Raw genomic sequence first — 16,199 nt, 5'->3', positions numbered from 1 at the left:
GTACGTACGGTGGTGTGGGGGGTCGGCTACTCAACTAATGGGTAGCCTCCTACCCGATTTATTAAAGTAACGGGCAGGATAGCGACTCAATGATTGTTACTTTCTTGGTGACCTATCCAGTATTTGGGTATACAATTGGAACAACTGTTTTTGAATCAAAGGCAGTAGAAAAAAATGAAAAGAACCAATATATGTGTGGGAGGTTGTTATGCCGTACATACAGTTTAAAGATTTGGATGTTTATTATGAAAAAATGGGTATCGGTGAACCCATAATTTTTTTACACAGTGGTTATTCAAAAGGGATATTAGCGTTTGCAAGTCAATTACTTGATTTTCAAAAAAATTACACTTGTTATTATCCGGATTTCAGAGGCCATGGAAGAACTAAATGCGATAGCCTTGAATGGAGCACACCGCAACTTGTAGAAGATACAATAGATTTTTTTGATGCGCTTAACATCTCAAAGGCGCATATTATTGGCTACAGTTTGGGAGCGAATGTGGGATTATATTGTGCAGTTAATTATCCTGAAAGAGTTGCTTCTTTAACTACGATTGGCACTAGCGGATTTGCTGATCCAACGGGTGTAGAGAAATTTGAACCGGAATGGCTTATAGAACATAGGAAACAAGATACCATCAATCAAATGATTGAAAGACACGAAGAAGCACACAGAGGAAATTGGCAAGAGCATATGCGACAGGCTGCAAAGGATTGGCGTCTGTATCCTCAACTTACGAAGGAACAGCTAGGTAGCATTAATTGTCCATCATTATTTATTACGGGAGAAGATGACCCGTTCGTTGGTAAAGACAAGATAAAATATTTGAGTTCCCTGGTTGAAGGATCACGATACCTTGTTGTTCAGGGGGGCAGTCACAGACCTCATATGCTTAGAGAGAATCCGGTGTATGTCAATGATTCAATCCTCGATTTTATTGGCTCTAATCCTTTATCCGACATTAGTTAAGTAAATTCGCAAGTATCTTGGTGGAAAAAGTACGTCCCTTCGGGATATCGTCCTAAATTGACCTTGCAGATAGGTGCATGAATAGTTAGGAAGCCCGGAAGAACAAGCTCTATGATTAGGATATGAAAAGGAGGCCATATAAACGGTATGGATTGGCTAAAACGAATGAACGGCGCGGTATTGGGAAAGCATCAGGCAAGGTATGGAATGATTCTAGCAGGGGCATCATGCCAGTGAATGGTGTTATGTGTTACCGCGAGGAAGAGGCAGGCAGTAGCAGCTTTCCGTATATGATTTGCGGATTCACACCGGAGTCCGGCTTGAAGGCGAGTGAAGAATATAAGGTTGTGGACATCCCTAAGTTAAAATGGGCCGTCTTCACGACAGAGGAGCACATCCCTGACCAGACTGTTGCCCAAATTCAAAACTTGTGGAAGCGCATCTACACCGAATGGTTTCCTACGTCATCTTATGAGCCGTTGTCCGGACCTCAGTTCGAAATGTATGGAATTGCAGAGAGTGGGATGCCCTATTGCGAGGTCTGGATCCCCGTCGAGCATAAATAATGATTTCAGGGCTGCCGGAAAGGCAGCCTTTTCAGCGTGCCAATAGACTGAGAAAAGTAAAGTATTAGACTTCCTTTAGAAGAGCAAAGTAACGAGGAAACGTAACAGTCGATGAATAGGAGAGTGAAGGGAATACATGATCAATGCAGCACACATCATTCTTTACAGTACCAACGCGGAGGCCGACCGGGTCTTCATCCGCGACGTGCTTGGGTTGCCTGGGGTTGACGCCGGTGGTGGCTGGTTGATCTTCAAGCTGCCTCCTGCCGAAATCGCCGTACATCCTACAGACGTGCTGGCTAAACACGAATTTTACTTGATGTGCGAGGACATCGAGAAGACAATCTCGGAATTGATCGCTAAGGGCGTTACGATCTCGGAGACGATCATCGACCAGGGTTGGGGTCGCCTCGCTTTTATCAAACTTCCCAGCGGCGCTGATCTCTCGATATACCAGCCGCGCCATCCCACAGCCTATGACCTAGAGGGCTGATTCGCCGAAAATATTAGAACCGATAATTTTAAAGAACCACATAATTGGGCAGACATAGCATAATCGAATTCAGATTGAAAAGTGGGATCGGGATGGTATTTCCGATCTTTTTGTCGTCCCAAAATGTCGACAGAACAAGTGTTGTCCTCATCTAGCTAGAGCGAGTTCATCTCTATGTGACGTTCGCTGATCGATGCGTTAACGATGTTATTCATCTTAACAGATATAAAAATAAATGAAATCGAGCCCATAATGTTGTTTCTAATTTTCTCCTTAGTCACAAAAAGGGGGATGGTAAAAAAGGGATTTTCAAAGCTATATTGAATCATATTATTTTATACTTATGATTTGGAGGTTGTTGATTATGGAAATAAAAATTGAACGTTTAGATGTTGAAATGACGGACATTTCTGGGTCGAGGTTTCAGAAGGTTAAAGCTGAGGAATTAAATTTTGACAATGTCAACTTAGCAAAAACGCAAATTAATAATGCAAATATGAGTGGAATGGCCTTAAATGATGTAAATATGTCCGAGTTAAAAATTTCAGATGCTAATCTCTCAGGAACTGAAATCAAAAATGCTAATTTTAGCCATGTTGTTATTGACCATGTTCATTTATTTGGTACAGAATTTCGTAATGTTGTACTCCCTATGAAAGATGATGGTAATTACAATCCTAATGGTGTTTACAAACCAATTAGCTTTATAGATTGTGATCTATCTAACGTACAGTTAACAAACTGTAATTTAATAAATATGGATATTCGCGATTGCGATATATCTGGATTGAAGATTAACGGGGTGTTATTAGAAGACTTAATAAATAAAAAATAGTAAAACAATAGCAATGTGGCTGCCGAGATGAGCGGTGGCCTTAATTTCGTTAACAAGGGGATAGTATAATTGCGCATCGCACAAAAGAAAACCGGCCCATCCCGAAATGGGGAGTGGGCCTGTCTTCATACGCTTCATAGGGAAGCGGCAAAAAGCATTCGCGCTATCCTTTGGTCCCGCCTTGAAGACCAAAGCCTTTGGACATAAATTGCTGAGAAAGAATATACATGACAACTGACGGAATTGCATAGAGTGTGGAAAAAGCCGCCAATTTGCCGTAATCTACCATGCCGTACTGCCCGAAGAACTGATAGAGCTTGAGCGCGACCGGGAACTTCTCAGGTGTATTCAGGAGAATGTAGGGAACAAAGAAATTGCCCCAGCTTCCGGAGAAGGTAAAGATGGCTACGGTGCATATACCCGGAATCATCAGGGGAGTCACGATGCTGCGGATGCCCATAAGGACCGACGCTCCGTCGACCCAAGCTGCTTCTTCCAATTCGTTCGGAACGGAATCCATGAAGTTTTTAAGCATCCAGATCCCATACGGCATCGAGGAGGCAACGTGGAAGAGAATCACGCCTCCGATATTGTCATAAAGCTTTAAGCTCAAAAATAATTGATACACGGGAACCATGACTGCGGTGATTGGCAATGAGGTCATGAATAAAATGGTCAGCATGAACGGCTTCTTATACTTCAGTTGATATCGTGACAACGGATAGGCCGCTAGCAAACCTAATAGAACGACAAGCAGAGCTTGACCAAGCGACATGATGAGCCCGATCAGGAAGGCGCGCTGATTAGAGCGGCTGGTGATCACGTCGATATAGTTGCCCGCCGTCACCGAGCTGGGGAGCTTAAGCGACTGCATCGCGTTGGGGTCTACGGAGGCAACAAGCACCCATAAAAGCGGGAGCAGGAAACAAATACCGATGAAGGTAAGCGCTGCGTAAGGCAAGACGCGATAAAGGACTTTGCGGTATATCTCAGTCATACGACGTCTCCTCGTAGATTTACTCTTTTAAAGAGCGGATATAAAACAAACTCAACACAATTCCCATAATCAGGAGCAGCAGGGAAATGGCTGTACCGTAACCGAGCTGATAGTTGATAAAGGCTTGGTTATACATGAAGATCGGCAAAGTGGTAGTTGCAGTGCCCGGACCTCCGCCGGTCATCGCATAGATGAGCCCGAAGACGCCCAAAGTCTGTAAAGTAACCAGCATCATATTGGTCGTAATCGTTCCTTTAATGTAGGGAAGAATAATGGTGGTTAAAATTTTCCAACGGGATGCCCCATCTACGAGAGCCGCTTCCTCGATTTCCTTCGGTACATCGTCAAGCGCCGCCTGAAACACTAGCATGGAGAAGGCTGTGCCATGCCAAATGTTGGCCAAAATAATCGTGAGCATGGGTACGGTATACAGCCAAGTAACCGCAGGAATGCCGACGATCCCCAGTATGGCATTTAACGTTCCTTCGTCTCCGAAAAAGCTATAGAGACATAACGCGCATACGATTTCAGGAGTTACCCAACCGGCCAAAACAACGGTTCCGATTAGACGGCGAAACGTTTTATTCTTATGCTTCATCAAGAGCGCGATAATAAATCCCAACACTTGTTGACCGACCACAGCGGAGCCGATCAAAAAGACTAACGTATTCCAGATGCTGACTCGAACGGTTGGGTCCGCAAGCATACGGGCGTAGTTGTCTAAACCGACGAATTTCAGTTCCTTTGCCGAAGCGCCGGTTAAAGCCAAATTCGTAAAAGAGTAGTAAAACGTTAGCAAGATCGGATAAATAAAAAAAACAAGCATAACGGCTACCGAGGGAAATAAAAAATATAACCATGTGTTGGTTCTTTTTCTAGGTGATAAAGGGATTGCCGCACCGCTCATCCTTGGTTCTCCTTTCTTCGTGGTGATGATTCGGCAAATGGGGCTTGCCCCAGCCTCCGCATTCTCGGTTATAGGGCCGGGGCAAGCATGAATACCGTTACTTCACCATGACTTTGTCTTCTCCAACAATTCGAGTTACGTCCTGCTGATATTTCTTCATTGCATCCGCAGGAGCGGTTCCTGTCGCCACAGATTCCACCATGGTCTGAATTTGCGTAGACACTTCAGGATATTTGTCACGAGCAGGTCTAAATTCTGCGTTTTGCAAATATTGCGTTGCGATTTCATTGAACGGCATTTTCGTATATTCCGGATCCTTGGCCACATCAGCCCGAACCGTAATATTGCCGCTTGCAATCACAAGCTTCTTGGTATTCTCTTTATTCAGCGCATATTTGATAAAGTCCCAGGCTTCGTCTTTATGCTGAGCATTGCTGGGAATAGATAGCGCCCATCCACCCGCTAGCGTAATGGAACCCGGAGTCTGACCTTTGCTTGTCGGCATAGGGGCAAAGCCTAGAATGTCTTTATACTCCGGCCACGGCGCAGCGCCGTTCGGCAAATAGTTGCCTGTAATCCAAGATCCGTCCAATGAGATGGCAAGCTTGCCCTTAGGCAAATACTCGCGCGAAGAAGAATTGCCGGCCTGCCCGTTCAGCACTTTAGACAGAGGGGGTGCAAGCTTCTCTTTGTTAACGCTGTCAATAAAGGTAAGCGCATCCAAAATACTTTGGCTTTTCACGATCCACTTTGCGCTAGAATCGTCGTATAGTCTGTCGCCGGTTCCGTAAAGCAGCATTTCGTAGGTTTGCATGGAGGTTGCTTCCCCGGTTGCTTTGCCCATGTTCATCCAAATAGGAACAACGTCCTTCGCCGCTTTTTCTTTGACTGTTTTTGCCGCGCTCAACACTTCGTCCCAGGTTTTCGGTTTCCAATCCTCAGGCAGTCCCACTTGTTTGAAAATTTGCTTGTTATACCAAAGGCCCCTGGAGTCGGTGTTATACGGTACGCCGTAAATTTTACCGTCGCTGGCCGTTACCCCTTTTTTCATCGCTTCGATAAAGGAACCGTTTGTCCAATCACTCCAGCCTTTTACTTTATCATCCAGGGAAGAAAGGAGTCCGGCGCTCGCATCGGAATTTATCATAAAAGTGTCTTCCGTTACAATATCCGGCGCCGTGTCTTTGGATTTGAGGGCTAGCGCAATTTTGGCGAAGTAATCCCCTTCGGAGGCTTGAATCGGCGTTTGCTTGATGACCACATCTTTATTCGCATAGCTGGATGCCACCTCTTTAATCCATTTGTACAGCGTTCCGTTCTCACCGGTCCCATCGTCTCTATACGTGATGGTAATGGTTTTTTTTGCTGTTTCGGTTGCTTGAGGGGTTTCGGCATTTTTTGTAGCTTGCGCCTTATTCTCGCTTGTTGGAGTCGGGCTACTTGAAGTAGTGTTGGTAGATTGAGTACCCTTGGAACAACCGAATAACATGGATGCACACAAGAAGCAAGCGGTGATAGATAAAAATTTACTATTGCTCCTGTACATACTGTTGCCTCCTTAATAATGAGTAAGAATAGTACGACACTTTTGTTGTGACGCCTTTCTTTGTTTTAATCTATGTGCCAAGCGAGCATATATTACACAAGCTTACTCCTCGAATTCACCCGGAGGAACACGGTCAGTCAGTCTCCAATTGTCGACAAAACAAGTGTTGTCCTCATCTATAATGTGACAAACATTAACCAAGGACTAGATTATAATGTATATGTATCTGAAATCAGAAGTCCTGTTTCTCTTTTAAGCTAATTGGGAGGGATGGTCACTATGGACAAACAGTTCATAAAGAGGTTACACACGCTTAATCGTCGCGACGAATTGAGATCAAGGCTACTAATTGAAGGTCTTAAACTCACTCTCAAACGAAAAAAGGAATTAAGTTTAATAGCTAGGTTTTTTAATAACAAAAAGAAACCGATTATCGCAAAAGGATGGAACTGACTCCAAGGAGAGGTTGGTTAAAGTGATCGTAGCTGATGCCATATTGAGAAATTATGGAATGGATAAGGACGCCTTTATCCGGCATATGGAAGAAGGAAAAAGAAAATCGGCGATGGCGTCGCTGGGCATTGAGTACACGGAGCTTCATCCGGATCGCGTAGTCTTGACCATGCCGGTAGGTCCGATAACCCATCAGCCTGCGGGCATCCTGCACGGCGGTGCTTCGGTATTATTGGCGGAATCGGCGGCTTCCATCGCCTCTATCATCAATATAGACAACCAAGAATATGCAGCGGTAGGGCTGGAGATTAACGCTAACCACCTCCGGAGCAAAAGTGACGGTATCGTGACCGCGGTCGCTACCCCATTTCACAAAGGACGCAAAACGATGGTCTGGGATATCAGGATCACTGACGAGCAAGATAAACTGATCTGTATCTCCCGCTGCACCGTCGCGATTATTAATAAAAGATAGCGTTCAACGAAAAAGGCACGGATCCAATAGGGTCCGTGCCTTCATTTGACTTTACAACCGCGATAAGTGGCGCCTAGTCATTTACATAAATCATAAGATTTCTTAGAACGACGTTAATATTTTACGGTAACCCGCTTTACACTCCGTTCTTATGATGATGATGTTATCGAAAAATTGTTGAGAGCGGAGTGACACCAATGAGAACGTTTGGCAAGAAAAAGTGGCTCTTTGTATGCGCGTTGTTAAGTCTCGCCATGAGTTCAAGTGCCTACGCCGCATACTCCATTTATCCCAAAATAGCGGAAAGCAAATCACCGTTAGCATCTTCAAGTGCGACTTCCGTGGAGCAAAGTGCGATTACTGCTGTTATGCCTAATACGAAAGCCCCGCCTCTTATCACCAATGGGGTGAATACGACAACGGGCTGGCAGCTCACTCCGGCTGGAGAACAATTGACACTGGGGAGTTTTTCGATGGGAGGAGCACTAAGTCCGGACGGCCGCTATCTTGTCGTTTCGAATGATGGTGTGGCCGAACAAACGCTGCAAGTGATTGATATCGCTGCGAACAAAGTTGTGCAAAGTCTATCCTATAATGCTCCTGAAGCCCTCTATCTAGGACTTGTGTTCAGTCCTGAAGGGTCTAAGTTATATGCCTCGGCAGGCGGCAACAATAAAATAAGAATCTACCAATTTAAGGATGGGCTTCTATCGGAACAAGACTCGATCCCAGTCCGGGATTCTCGCGGAACAAGCTTCTATCCGGCAGGAATCGCCATTTCGACTGATGGCAATCGGCTGTATACGGCTAATAATTTAGACCATTCTGTGTCTCGAATCAATTTGGAGACGAAGAAAATCGAATTCACAGTACCTGTAGGTAAGAGTCCGTATACCCCTTGGCTAAGCAGAGACGGTAAAACTGTTTATGTCAGTAATTGGGGAGAAAGCAGCGTAACCGCGCTTGATGCCGAAAGTATGAAGCTGAAGCGGCTAATTCCGGTCGGTCTGCATCCTAATGCCATTGCCGAAAATCCGATTAACGGCCTGATCTATGTATCAAATTCCGATAGCGACGACATTACAATCATCGATCCTTCGCTTCTCCAGGTAGTTGGGAACATTCCTTTGTCGCCCGCTCCTGATGCTCCGACAGGAAGCCAACCTGATGCGCTTGCCGTGAGCTCCGACGGTAAGAAGCTGTATATTGCCAACGCGGGAAACAACGATGTTGCAGTCATCCAATTGGATCAAGCTGGCATTGCTTCCGGCAACTCCATAACAGGACTAATTCCTACAGCATGGTATCCAACGGGGGTTTTCCTCTCCAAGGATGAATCGAAGCTTCTTGTCCTGAACGCCAAAGGAATGGGCTCCGGGCCGAATAACAAGCCGGTTCAATGGGTAGGCAGCATGATGACGGGCACCTTGTCCATTATAAATATTCCTTCGAATGAACGACTTCAAGAGTATACGAAACAAGTACAATACAACAATCGTCCTTCGGAGGGTTCACTCGCCAAATCGGCGGCTTCCGATGGGCAGCAATTCCCGATTCCACGTTTTATCGGCCAAGACTCGCCTATAAAACATGTCATCTACGTAATTAAGGAAAATCGTACCTACGACGATATTCTCGGCGATTTGGAGCGTGGAAACGGTGACCCGAGTCTTGTGGAATTCGCAAAAACGATCACGCCGAATCATCACAAATTGGCGAATCAGTTCGTAATTCTGGATCGTTTGTATGCCGTATCCGATGTAAGTGCTGACGGGCAAAACTGGTCAACGGCCGGAAAAGCCAACGACTACGTGCAGAAAAACTGGCTTGCCAATTATTCCGGACGGAACCGGGATTACGACTTTGAAGGCGGTGGAGGAGGAAGTGAGCCGAGTGGGGCGCCGTTTACCCGATCCAAAGAGGGTTATTTTTGGGACATGGCTTTAAAATCGGGTTTGACCTTCCGGAATTACGGTCTATTTATGCAAAATTACGACGCCAAGACGAAACAATTTTTCCCTAATGATAAATATACGACTGACTTCGGAGGGAATTATGACCCTTATTACGGCGGATGGGATCTAAGCTTATCCGATATGACGCGATATGCGGAATGGGAGAAAGAATTTAAAGTTTACGAGAAGAACGGCAATTTGCCGCAGCTAGAAACGGTCTATTTGCCCGACGATCATACGGCCGGCACATTTCCGGGATATCGGACTCCGCAAGCGATGATGGCCTCTAACGATCTGGCACTAGGTAAGTTAGTGGAGACCGTCAGTCATTCGAGGTTTTGGAACAGCACAGCGATCTTCGTGATCGAGGATGATGCACAAAGCGGAGTTGATCATGTGGAGGCACACAGAATCGTAGCTCTGGCAATCAGCCCTTATACGCAGACCGGGGCAGTAGACAGCACTCCATATAATACGACATCGATGCTTAGGACAATGGAACTGATTCTTGGGTTAAAACCTATGACTCAATTCGACGCTTCGTCGATTCCGATGTTAGCGGCATTCACTGCAACACCGAACTTTACGCCTTATCAGGCTGTATCTCCGGAATATCCGCTCGACCGGCTTAACGGTGAAGACGCTCCGAATGCGCAAATCTCCAAGACTCTCGACTTCTCCAGTCCGGATGCGGCAGATCGCGACAAGCTGAATGATGCCATCTGGCAAACGACGAACGGCGCCAAGCCCGACCCGAAAAAACATAACTAAAACTTTGCAGCGGCTTCATGTGAAGACCGCTGCTGCGTATTTGACCACTTTTATTATTTCTGCGTAGAATCACTTTTGAAATGATTGTGAGGCTAGATTCCGGATGACCAAATGGATTGAAAGTATGATGAAACGAACTTTTCTAGCTGTTACCTTTATGATCCTGATCGTTGTATGGGGGAGCTTCTCCGTTTATCGCATACATCGGGATTATTTACCGCCTATCAGTAATCCGACCTTGATGGTATCGGTGACGGCAAACGGCTTTCGTTCCGCAGAGGTAGAAGCTTTTCTTGCCAAACCGCTCGGACAGGCGGTCCGTACGGTTAGCGGAGTGGAATCGGTTGAAACGAACAGCTTCGACGGAGGACTATACATCCATCTCGATTTTGCCTCAGGTACGTCGATGGATCGGATGGAAAGTGATGTATCACGCGCGATACAAACGGTCGTTCTGCCGAGCGGGTCAGAGCGGCCTGTCATTACCCGAATCAGTTCGAGCTCTCTTCCCGTGATGAGAATTTGCCTGTCTGGCACACCGGACCGAGTGAACGAAGAGGCGCTTAGGACCGTGGTTCAAGAGCAAGTGGCGAACGATCTGCGCAGTCTGCAAGGAACGAGTGACATACAGGTTACCGGAGCCGGAACGAACGGCTATACGGTGACGATACGGACGGATGATCTACAGGCGGCCGGTTTAACGATGGAGGAAGTGAAAGAGGAGCTGTCAAAGGCGCTTCCGGGCGAAGCTTGGGGAACGATTATGGGCGGAACCGATTCGCAATCTGTACTGGTGAAGGGCTGGGATTTGCAGGAGCAGGATGTGAAGAATTACCCGATACAAGGGCGTAACGGTAGAAAGGTCCCATTGTCTTCAATAGCTGACGTAACTCACAATACGATCGGTCTTCAAACGATCTCCCGAACTGACGGGAAGCCTAGCGTCGTCTTCGATATTCTCAAAACCCCTTCCGCCAATATTACGGAGTATACCGGACGGGTCCGCGAAAGGATCGAGTCTATGCTGAAGGTTTTGCCGGAAGGAGTCAAGCTGGATATCCTTTTCGACAAAGGAGAGCAAGTGCGGTCGGCTCTGAACGATTTGCTGAAGGAAGGCTTGTTCGGCTGTTTGTTCTCGGTACTTAGCGTATTTTTGTTTTTCCGCCGGGTTCAATCGACGTTGCTTGTCGCTTTATCGCTTCCAGTTTGCCTGCTTGCTACGATCGGTCTACTCGATACGATGGGCTTTAGCCTAAATATTTTGACTGTATCCGGGCTTATTGTGGCGATGGGGCGAGTGATTGACGATTCGATCGTCATTATCGACAATATGCATAGAAGAAGCGAAGAAGCCGGAGATAGCGCGAAGCTGTCCACGCTTGCCGGCGCGGTGCGGGAAATGCTGCCGGCCGTCGTTTCCTCTACGGTGACTACGGTCGCGGTGTATGTGCCCATCACATTGGCTGGAGGAATGATCAGCTCAGCCTTTACAGGATTTGCTTGGTCTGTCGTGGCAGCACTGTTAACTTCACTTGCCGTCTCGATCTTAGTAGTTCCGGCTCTTTACCGCCTGCGGAAACCGAAGGGGGCTTACGCCCCATCGTCCCGGAAGATTGAAGAAGCAGCTAAGAACGTTCTTGAGCGAGTATTCAGGCACCCCAGGAAGCTTTGCGCAATCTTATGCATATTACTAGCGGTTGCTATAGCGGGAGCCGTGAATCTTCCGGTCAATGTAATGCCGTCCGCGCAAACAGGCCAAATCGCCGTACAGGTGGAAATGCCAGAAAATACAACGCTCGCGGAAATGGATGCCGTGGTCAAGCGGCTGGAGAAAGCAATCGCGGAGGTGCCGGAGATTCAAAGATACGCCTCCACGTCAGGAGTGAGCGGTGCTCCCCAATTTGATGATGTATTCGATGCTAGCGGCGCCTGGATTCAGGAAGGTAGTATCGCAAATATATCGTTAAACCTCAAACAAGGAGCGGACCCGGATTCCATGGTATTGAAGCTGAAAAAAGTTTTATACGCCGTATCCGGCAATGCGGTGTGTACCGTAACGAATCAAAATATTTCCGGAGACGACTCGCAGTTGAAAATAGATCTGACAGGTGCGGATTCCGTTACTCTGGGGATGACTGCCCAGCTCATCCGCAGCAAGCTGCAAATGATCCCCAGCCTGAACGTTGCCGGTACGTCCAATCTGAAAGCATCGAATCCCGGATTTCAAATCGTGCTAAACCGAGATGCCATTGAACAAGCGGGAGTAAATCCGGGCGACATCTTTGCCAGGATGCGAGGATACTTTGCTCCGGTCACTAAAATGGAACTCCGAGTCTCGACAACCGAACGAATTCCGATCGAACTGAAGACTGACTTGCTCAATGGCCCTGCAGGCCACAATAGCCAATCGTTCGGTCAGGCTGCGGACATGAGATTGCTCAGCAAGTTGGGCAACGAGACGTTTGAGGGAAAGGAAGGTGCCAAGTACCGCTTGGATCAGCTCGTTACTGTTGAGCCCGCAGCGGACCGGACAGTGCTTCGGAATCGGGAGGGACGCCCGTTTGACGTTGTGACCGCCAATATTACTTCGCGGGATATCGAACGCGTTTCCGGGGAGGTCGAAGCTCAGCTGAAGCAACTTCCTCTTGCTCCGGGCGTCCGTTATTCGATCAACGGCATTTCCGCTCAAGCAGATGAGATGATTCAAGGGATCGCGCGTGCACTCGCGGTTGCGATATTGCTAGTGCTGCTGATCATCAGCTGCTTTTTCCGCGGATGGCGCGCGCCGTCGGCAGTCTTGATTTGCATCCCGTTCGCCTACATCGGCGGAATTATTGGCATGATGCTATTCGGGAAAGAATGGGACATGGCGGCTATGATCGGATTCTTAATGCTGTCTGGCATTGTGGTGACGAACGGAATCGTCCTGGTCGATAAAATCGAACGGAATTTGAGATCAGGGATGCCACAAGAAGAGGCCATCATGCACGGGACGATCTCACGGGTCCGCCCAGTGCTCATGACGGCGATTACGACGATTCTGACGTTGCTTCCCATATGCATATTCGGCGGCCGAGATGCTATCGTGTCACAAACACTCGGGCTTGTCGTAGTAAGCGGAATGGTCAGTTCGACTTTTAGCAGCTTGGCGTTTATTCCTTTAACATATAAATTGCTGCAGCGTAGACCTTCGGTGACGTCGGATTTTTAAAAACGAGCGCAGAGCCATAATGGAAAACTGTCCACGCTAACGGGCAGCAATCTTCAATTGTTCACTAAAGTGGAAGTACGAATAACAGCGTGTGAATTAGTCTCAACTAATTCGCATGCTGTCTTTTATTTTTTTTCATTCAAATAATTGTTTGATTGAATATAAAATAGGGAGTATTATAATAATATACTCAAACCATTGTTTGAATGAAGGCGGTGCTTACATGACTGAAAAAGATACGTGTGAACTCTATTGTTTTGATGAAGCAAAGGTGCAAAGGGTACAAAAATCACTGCAACAGCAAGATATTTCGGGCATGGCGAACATGTTTAAGGTACTCGCCGATGAAACAAGAATGAAAGTGGCATTTGCCCTATGTCAGGAAGATGAGCTGTGCGTTTGTGATGTGGCAAATATCATCGGGTCCTCGCTTGCAACAGCATCGCATCATCTTCGAACGTTGAAAAAATTGAACCTGGTCAAATTCCGGAAAGATGGAAAGCTGGCGTTTTACTCCATGGAAGATAAACAAGTGCGGCAGCTCATCAAGCTCGCCTCGACGCATAGTCAGGAGTTGATGACAGTTGGACAATAATATGCAAAATCATGCAGAAGATAAAACCGTGTATCGCGTTCAAGGATTTACATGCACAAACTGTGCCGGTATTTTTGAAAAGAATGTAAAAAATCTCCCTGGTGTCCAGGATGCACAAGTCAATTTCGGAGCATCCAAAATAACCGTTTATGGTAACACGACAGTAGCGGAATTAGAGAAAGCAGGGGCATTTGAAAGCCTAAGGGTGACACCGGAAAAACAGCGTGACATCGAAAAGAAAGAGCCGTTTTGGAAGGAAAACTGGAATGTGCTTGTGTCTGTTTTGATGCTTGCTGCGGGTTATTTTTTAGGCGCGGACCATTCGCTTTCGTTTATTTTCTATGCTACATCGATAGTGATCGGCGGCTATGAACTATTTATCAAAGGCATCAAAAACCTATTCCGGCTTCAGTTTGATATGAATGTGTTAATGACCATTGCCATTATCGGGGCTGCTTCTATCGGGCAGTGGGGAGAAGGGGCGACAGTCGTCATTCTCTTTGCTATCAGCGAAGTGCTGGAGCGGTATTCGATGGAGAAAGCTCGTCAATCGATTCGCTCTCTAATGGATATTTCACCAAAAGAGGCTTTGATTCGTCGGGGCAGTGTGGAGCTCTTGGTCAAAGTCGATGATATTGTCGTAGGCGATGTCATGATAGTAAAGCCTGGACAAAAGCTTGCGATGGATGGTCTGGTCATTAAAGGGAGCTCTACGATCAATCAAGCAGCCATTACCGGTGAATCGATTCCCGTTACTAAAACCATCGATGATGAGGTTTTCGCAGGTACGCTCAATGAAGAAGGCTTGCTGGAAGTGAAAGTAACGAAAACGGTGGAGGATACGACGATTTCAAAAATCATTCACCTGGTGGAAGAAGCACAAGCTGAGAGGGCTCCCTCACAAGCGTTCGTTGACCGGTTCGCCAAATACTACACGCCAGTAATTATGATTGTGGCTTTGCTTATTGCGGTTATTCCCCCGCTGGTTATGAGTGGGGCTTGGGGGGCGTGGATTTATCGCGGGCTTGCTCTTCTTGTTGTCGGCTGCCCTTGTGCTCTTGTTATCTCCACGCCGGTATCGATTGTAACGGCAATCGGTAACGCAGCAAAACGAGGAGTGCTCATTAAAGGCGGTATTCACCTGGAGGAAGCAGGACGGATCTCCGCTGTTGCCTTTGATAAAACCGGAACGCTCACAAAAGGCGTGCCGCAAGTAACCGAATTTATCGCTGTTGGCGAAAATGAGCATGAATTATTAAAAATAGCAGCGATTTTGGAAAAAGGCTCGCAGCATCCACTTGCATCTGCGATTTTGCAAAAAGCTGAAGAAGCAGGGGTGGACTTTACAGCCGATGCAGAAGAATTCAGCTCCATCACCGGCAAAGGTGTAAAAGGCAAGGTGGACGGGAAGCAATACTATATTGGCAGTCCAAATCTGTTCGCTGAGCTTCACGCAGCCATTGAAACAAAAGCAAAAAGCCAAATCGACGAGCTCCAATACCAAGGCAAAACAGTGATGGTACTCGGAACAGACGAAGAAATCCTAGCACTTATTGCGGTAGCCGATGAAGTTCGCGATTCCAGCAGAGACGTCATTCAAAAACTGCATGAGCTTGGCATTAAAAAAACCATCATGCTCACTGGCGACAATAAAGCAACCGCTGATGCTATCGGCAAGCGTCTTGGCATTGCTGAAGTGAAGGCAGAATTATTACCACAAGATAAATTAGTATACATCCAAACGCTTCGCTCGCAGTATGGCAATGTCGCAATGGTGGGTGATGGGGTTAACGATGCTCCTGCCCTAATGGCATCGACGGTTGGCATTGCAATGGGTGGAGCAGGAACCGATACAGCTCTTGAAACAGCGGATATTGTGTTAATGGGCGATCATTTAAGGAAATTGCCTTACACCATGCGTTTAAGCCGCAAAACACTCGCGATCATCAAACAAAACATCACGTTCTCGCTGCTTATCAAAGTGGTGGCAATATTATTAATCGTTCCAGGATGGCTCACGCTTTGGATTGCAATTTTCGCAGACATGGGAGCAACGCTGATTGTTACACTCAATAGTTTACGATTGTTACAAGTAAAAGATGGTGAACAAAGCTAGGCAGTGAGTAGTTTGATGTACTTAGATTTTTAATAGTAATATACAGTTGTTATTATAACCACATCAGTGTAGTGTTTGATGTTATGTTTAATGATGTTAATCAATTTTTGTTAATACCATTAAATATTAAGATAATTAATTCTAAGTTACTGGAATTGGGGATCCATCTTTTTCAAAAAAAACAAAGCTTTTCTATGCTTTTAGAACGTTGAATTAAAGGATAACTAAAGTGAGGAGCCTGCTTTAGACTGGTACCCATAGACTGGACACTTTGAAAAAAGTGTTCGGTCTATGGGTACCTTTTTT

At 46.4% G+C, this 16,199-nt stretch carries 12 protein-coding genes; 9 read left to right on the top strand and 3 right to left on the bottom strand.

Going from position 1 to position 16,199, the window contains the following annotated elements; all coding sequences use genetic code 11:
• The first annotated feature begins 208 nt into the window (after nt 1–208).
• The 4 genes from ACFQZT_RS32405 (at nt 209) to ACFQZT_RS32390 (ending at nt 2,867) form a co-directional block, all read left to right on the top strand.
• On the top strand, nt 209–973 hold the full coding sequence (locus ACFQZT_RS32405; RefSeq protein WP_379307122.1) for an alpha/beta fold hydrolase: 765 nt from the start codon (nt 209–211) through the stop codon (nt 971–973).
• A gap of 122 nt (nt 974–1,095) precedes the next feature.
• Nucleotides 1,096–1,539 (top strand): GyrI-like domain-containing protein, encoded by a 444-nt coding sequence (locus ACFQZT_RS32400; RefSeq protein ID WP_379307120.1) that lies wholly within the window; start codon nt 1,096–1,098, stop codon nt 1,537–1,539.
• A 136-nt stretch (nt 1,540–1,675) separates the two neighbouring features.
• Nucleotides 1,676–2,032, top strand: a complete 357-nt coding sequence (locus tag ACFQZT_RS32395; protein WP_379307118.1) for a VOC family protein — start codon at nt 1,676–1,678, stop codon at nt 2,030–2,032.
• Between the two features lie 364 nt (nt 2,033–2,396).
• Nucleotides 2,397–2,867 carry a pentapeptide repeat-containing protein gene (locus ACFQZT_RS32390; protein ID WP_379307116.1) on the top strand — a complete coding sequence of 157 codons (471 nt, stop codon included), beginning with the start codon at nt 2,397–2,399 and terminating at the stop codon, nt 2,865–2,867.
• A gap of 163 nt (nt 2,868–3,030) precedes the next feature.
• Here ACFQZT_RS32390 and ACFQZT_RS32385 read toward each other — a convergent pair whose 3' ends face one another.
• The 3 genes from ACFQZT_RS32385 to ACFQZT_RS32375 form a co-directional block, all read right to left on the bottom strand.
• On the bottom strand, nt 3,031–3,864 hold the full coding sequence (locus ACFQZT_RS32385; protein ID WP_379307114.1) for a carbohydrate ABC transporter permease: 834 nt from the start codon (nt 3,862–3,864) through the stop codon (nt 3,031–3,033).
• A gap of 19 nt (nt 3,865–3,883) precedes the next feature.
• A complete protein-coding gene (locus ACFQZT_RS32380) occupies nt 3,884–4,771 on the bottom strand; it encodes a carbohydrate ABC transporter permease (RefSeq protein ID WP_379307112.1) in 888 nt (295 codons plus the stop codon).
• 97 nt (nt 4,772–4,868) lie between these two features.
• Nucleotides 4,869–6,317, bottom strand: a complete 1,449-nt coding sequence (locus ACFQZT_RS32375) for an ABC transporter substrate-binding protein (protein WP_379307110.1) — start codon at nt 6,315–6,317, stop codon at nt 4,869–4,871.
• A 538-nt stretch (nt 6,318–6,855) separates the two neighbouring features.
• Between ACFQZT_RS32375 and ACFQZT_RS32370 the strand changes: the two genes are divergently transcribed.
• The 5 genes from ACFQZT_RS32370 to ACFQZT_RS32350 all read left to right on the top strand — a co-directional run bounded on the left by ACFQZT_RS32370 (nt 6,856) and on the right by ACFQZT_RS32350 (nt 15,893).
• On the top strand, nt 6,856–7,245 hold the full coding sequence (locus tag ACFQZT_RS32370) for a PaaI family thioesterase (protein ID WP_379307126.1): 390 nt from the start codon (nt 6,856–6,858) through the stop codon (nt 7,243–7,245).
• Between the two features lie 197 nt (nt 7,246–7,442).
• Nucleotides 7,443–9,971: a beta-propeller fold lactonase family protein gene (locus ACFQZT_RS32365; protein WP_379307108.1), complete on the top strand. Its 2,529-nt coding sequence runs from the start codon at nt 7,443–7,445 to the stop codon at nt 9,969–9,971.
• A 103-nt stretch (nt 9,972–10,074) separates the two neighbouring features.
• On the top strand, nt 10,075–13,182 hold the full coding sequence (locus tag ACFQZT_RS32360) for an efflux RND transporter permease subunit (protein ID WP_379307106.1): 3,108 nt from the start codon (nt 10,075–10,077) through the stop codon (nt 13,180–13,182).
• A 223-nt stretch (nt 13,183–13,405) separates the two neighbouring features.
• A complete protein-coding gene (locus ACFQZT_RS32355) occupies nt 13,406–13,777 on the top strand; it encodes an ArsR/SmtB family transcription factor (RefSeq protein WP_379307104.1) in 372 nt (123 codons plus the stop codon).
• Between the two features lies 1 nt (nt 13,778).
• Entirely contained in the window at nt 13,779–15,893 is a 2,115-nt protein-coding gene (locus ACFQZT_RS32350) for a heavy metal translocating P-type ATPase (protein WP_379307124.1), read from the top strand.
• Nucleotides 15,894–16,199 lie beyond the last annotated feature (306 nt).

Source organism: Paenibacillus sp. GCM10027628 (assembly GCF_042676385.1).
GTDB lineage: Bacteria > Bacillota > Bacilli > Paenibacillales > NBRC-103111 > Paenibacillus_E.
This window is presented reverse-complemented; position numbering and strand designations above follow the sequence as displayed.

Bases quoted from the DNA above. Each gene is read 5' to 3' on its own strand.
- ACFQZT_RS32405 (WP_379307122.1), top strand. From the start codon at position 209: ATGCCGTACATACAGTTTAAAGATTTGGATGTTTATTATGAAAAAATG.
- ACFQZT_RS32400 (WP_379307120.1), top strand. From the start codon at position 1,096: ATGAAAAGGAGGCCATATAAACGGTATGGATTGGCTAAAACGAATGAA.
- ACFQZT_RS32395 (WP_379307118.1), top strand. From the start codon at position 1,676: ATGATCAATGCAGCACACATCATTCTTTACAGTACCAACGCGGAGGCC.
- ACFQZT_RS32390 (WP_379307116.1), top strand. From the start codon at position 2,397: ATGGAAATAAAAATTGAACGTTTAGATGTTGAAATGACGGACATTTCT.
- ACFQZT_RS32385 (WP_379307114.1), bottom strand. From the start codon at position 3,864: ATGACTGAGATATACCGCAAAGTCCTTTATCGCGTCTTGCCTTACGCA.
- ACFQZT_RS32380 (WP_379307112.1), bottom strand. From the start codon at position 4,771: ATGAGCGGTGCGGCAATCCCTTTATCACCTAGAAAAAGAACCAACACA.
- ACFQZT_RS32375 (WP_379307110.1), bottom strand. From the start codon at position 6,317: ATGTACAGGAGCAATAGTAAATTTTTATCTATCACCGCTTGCTTCTTG.
- ACFQZT_RS32370 (WP_379307126.1), top strand. From the start codon at position 6,856: ATGGAAGAAGGAAAAAGAAAATCGGCGATGGCGTCGCTGGGCATTGAG.
- ACFQZT_RS32365 (WP_379307108.1), top strand. From the start codon at position 7,443: ATGAGAACGTTTGGCAAGAAAAAGTGGCTCTTTGTATGCGCGTTGTTA.
- ACFQZT_RS32360 (WP_379307106.1), top strand. From the start codon at position 10,075: ATGACCAAATGGATTGAAAGTATGATGAAACGAACTTTTCTAGCTGTT.
- ACFQZT_RS32355 (WP_379307104.1), top strand. From the start codon at position 13,406: ATGACTGAAAAAGATACGTGTGAACTCTATTGTTTTGATGAAGCAAAG.
- ACFQZT_RS32350 (WP_379307124.1), top strand. From the start codon at position 13,779: ATGCAAAATCATGCAGAAGATAAAACCGTGTATCGCGTTCAAGGATTT.